Here is a 3,044-nt window from a genome sequence, read left to right on the forward strand (position 1 = left end):
CGTCCACGTTTGTTCAGGGGGCGTTCATGATCACCAAGACCCTGATTATCCCAGCTGGACTTTGCATGACGTGTCAGGATCAGAGTTCGGGTCATGAGGGATGAAAGGCTCTCATATGATGGGCCGATTGTTCGGGGTCGCGCCCTGCGCCTGTACTGAGGGGGCACGCAAGGCGGGCCAGACACCCACCAGACATGCAGGTCTGACCTTCAGCGGTGCCAAGATGGTCGTGGCATGCAGCGACGTCATAGAAATCCTGCGCGTTCAGCGCGCTGACCGGACAGGTCGTCGTGCAAGGCGCGGCGCAGGTTTCGCAGGGCGATACCCCGGCGGGGGCTGGGATGGGGAACTCTTCGGCAAAATGCAGTGCGCCCCGAGACGAAATCATCCTGCCCGGCGATTTCCAGCTTTGCGTCCAGCCCGCTGGCGCGCAGGAGCCGGAGGGCCTCGATCAGGTCTTCATGGCCCTTCACGATGTTGAGCCGTCCACAGCAGAAAAGCCGCAACGGCGCACCTGCCTTGGGCGGGGCGTAGGGGGCCGTGCGCGTCAGCGCCACGGTATCAACGCCCATAGGCTGCACAAACAGCGCTTTGGGCAGGTCGTCTCCCAAAGCCGCGCGCAGCTCGTGCAACAACTTTCGGGTGATCACAGTGCCAAAGCGCGCGTGCCGCCACTTGAAGCCCTGACCGGGGCCATAATCCGACATTGGCCCGTGTAACGTCACGGAATAGTCGAGCCCCCAGATCACTTTGGCCAAAGCACAGATGGTGGCGGCGCGGCGCGCGGAATGGGCATGCACATGGGAAATTCCCTGGGCCGTGCACAGACGCGCAAGCTGGCGCGCCGCAGGCAAGCTCAACAGGATATCTTTGAGAAATGCCAAGGGGTTCTGCTGCAAATCCGATGTCAGCGCCCGAAAAGGAAACCGCACCAGGGCCAGCGCAGCATTGAGCGGCCCCCAGTCCACCAAATAGCGCGTTCGGGCCATGGCCTCGTCTGACCAGCGATGGGCGATCAACCCTGCGGGGGGTGGACGTGTGCTGAACAGCGTCACATTCACGCCCATATTTTGTAGTTCAAGGATCTCACGCCAAAAGAAGATATGGGTTTGGCCCGGGAATTGAGGTATGAGCAGAGCGATTTTTTCAGGGGTGTTTTCACGAGCGTTTTTTGGGGTTTCTTCAGAAGTTTCTTCAGAAATTTGCTCAGGAGTTTGTGAGGTGTTTTGCAAAATGCGCCGCTTTCTCGATAACAGAATCAGAACTGGTTACAGCGCCATTGCGCGGTGTGGGTCGCGCCGAGTTTGCACCGCAGCCAGCAGGCCATGCAACCCTGCATCTGCGGCCGGGCTTGTGCAGGAGCGTTGAATGGCGGGTCTGACAATCATCCTGCCCGCCTGCAACGAAGCCGCCGAGATCGGTGGTTGTCTGTCCGCGCTGCTCGCCGCAGAGCCAAAGCCTGGCTATGGCTCAGGCTCCATTCCGGTGCCGATGCCGATAGAGGTGATCGTGGCGGCCAATGGCTGCACCGATGACACCGCAGCGCTGGCCCGCAGCTTTGCGCCCAGCTTTGCGCAGATGGGCTGGGATTTTCGCGTGCTGGAGCTTGCTGAGGGCAGCAAGATTGCCGCGCTCAATGCGGCGGATGCACAGGCAAGGCACGGTGCCCGCGCCTACCTTGACGCCGATGTGCGCCTCTCGCCGCCCCTGCTGGATCAGTTGGCGCGGGCGCTGCAAACCGACAAGCCGCTCTATGCCAGCGGGCGCTGTCAGATTGCCCCCGCCAAGACCCCTGTGAGCCGTGCCTACCGCCAGTTTTATGCGCTGGTTCCGTTTATGAGCACGGGTGTGGCCGGGTGCGGGCTCTTTGGGGTGAGCAGGGCGGGCCGACGCCGCTGGGGTGTGTTTCCGGACATCATCTCGGATGATACCTTTGTGAGGTTGTCTTTTGCCCCCCATGAGCGCCTCTTGCTGCGGGCCTGCTATGCGTGGCCGCTTGTGGAGGGTTTTGGGAATCTGCTGCGGGTGCGCCGGCGCCAGAATATCGGTGTGGCCGAGGTTGCCCGGCGCTTTCCCAACTTGCTGAAAAATGATGACACGCCCGCGCTGACACCCGCGTCGCTGCTGGGGCTTGTGCTGCGTGCACCGGTCGGGTTTGCCGTTTATGGGGCTGTGGCTTTGCTCACTCGTTTTGGGCGCCGCAGCCGAGAATGGAGTCGGGGTCGGTGAGCCTTGTGTCGCGCATGATAGCCGCCGATAGCCTGACAGCGCGTGTGCTGCGCGGGGCGGGGCTGACAGTGTTGGGGTTTGGCTGGAGCCAGATTTTGCGCTTGCTGTCCAACCTCATTCTGACACGGCTGCTGTTTCCCGAGGCGTTCGGGTTGATGGCGCTGATCACTGTTTTCTTGATGGCGCTCAACATGTTTTCGGATGTTGGCGTTTCACCGGCGATCATGCAATCACGGCGGGGCGATGAGCGTGCGTTCCTGGACACCGCCTGGACCATACAGGTGGTCCGTGGCTGGCTGCTATGGTTGGTCGCTTGCGTGCTGGCCTGGCCTTTGGCACTGGTCTACGGCCTGCCCGAGCTTGTCTATATGCTGCCGGCCGCGGGCTTTGGGCAGGTGATCGCCGGCTTCAACACCACCCGCTATGATGAGGCCAACAGGCACTTGCGGCTCGGGCGGATCACCGCTTTGGATATGCTCAGCCAGCTTGTCGGGGTGCTCAGCGCGATTGTCTTGGCCTATTGGCTCCAGTCTGTTTGGGCGCTGATCCTCTCCGGGTTGATCGGCGCCTTGGCAGAGTTGCTGATCTATGAGCTGTGCCGGCCGGGCCTGCGCAATCGCTTTCGCTGGGAAAGGGCGGCGGCACGCGAGTTGATCGGCTTTGGCAAATGGATCTTCCTGTCAACGGTGGCAGGGTTTGTGATCACGCAGGCGGGCAAGTTGATGCTTGGCAAATACCTGCCGCTGGATCAATTCGGGGTCTATAATATCGGTTATTTTCTGGCCTCCTTTCCGCTGCTTCTGGGAATGGTTCTG

The 3,044-nt window shown here is 61.2% G+C and carries 3 protein-coding genes and 1 pseudogene; 2 read left to right on the forward strand and 2 right to left on the reverse strand.

The window, feature by feature from the left end:
- Window positions 1-95, reverse strand: a pseudogene (locus Q0478_RS12855) (histidine phosphatase family protein); the annotation flags it as partial.
- Between the two features lie 150 nt (window positions 96-245).
- On the reverse strand, window positions 246-1,067 hold the full coding sequence (locus Q0478_RS12860) for a hypothetical protein (protein ID WP_298679898.1): 822 nt from the start codon (window positions 1,065-1,067) through the stop codon (window positions 246-248).
- Window positions 1,068-1,368: 301 nt separating this feature from the next.
- Between Q0478_RS12860 and Q0478_RS12865 the strand changes: the two genes are divergently transcribed.
- Together Q0478_RS12865 and Q0478_RS12870 are read left to right on the forward strand one after the other, a co-directional pair.
- Window positions 1,369-2,229 (forward strand): glycosyltransferase, encoded by an 861-nt coding sequence (locus Q0478_RS12865; protein WP_298679900.1) that lies wholly within the window; start codon window positions 1,369-1,371, stop codon window positions 2,227-2,229.
- Window positions 2,226-3,044: oligosaccharide flippase family protein (locus tag Q0478_RS12870; RefSeq protein WP_366914919.1), on the forward strand; the 819-nt coding region annotated here is incomplete at its 3' end. The genes Q0478_RS12865 and Q0478_RS12870, both read left to right, overlap by 4 nt.

This window comes from uncultured Lentibacter sp. (assembly GCF_937123735.1).
Classification (GTDB): Bacteria; Pseudomonadota; Alphaproteobacteria; order Rhodobacterales; family Rhodobacteraceae; genus Lentibacter.